This window comes from Priestia sp. SIMBA_032 (assembly GCF_046535215.1).
Classification (GTDB): domain Bacteria; phylum Bacillota; class Bacilli; order Bacillales; family Bacillaceae_H; genus Priestia; species Priestia aryabhattai.
Map to the genome: position 1 here is coordinate 1 of NZ_JAWRXD010001422.1, position 242 is coordinate 242.

Here is a 242-nt window from a genome sequence, read left to right on the forward strand (position 1 = left end):
GAATGGAAGGCATCCGAATCGATGCTGACGGCAGTGTATTTTATAACGATGAAATTGTAGCAAAAGCCCTTTTTAACGGCACCGAATATTTTTCAGGTTCAGTTAAGGAAGCCATAAAAGAATTACCGGCAGACATTATAGAACGCATCCAGATTATTGATATGGATGAATCCGGATTTAATACTAAAAAAACAAAAACCGAGAATTCTACAAAAGTACTTAACGTAGTAACCAAACCTGAT

The 242-nt window shown here is 36.4% G+C and carries 1 protein-coding gene; it reads left to right on the forward strand.

Annotated features, from left to right (window positions below; all coding sequences use genetic code 11):
- Window positions 1–242: hypothetical protein (locus SB717_RS38990; protein ID WP_410908627.1), on the forward strand; the 242-nt coding region annotated here is incomplete at both ends.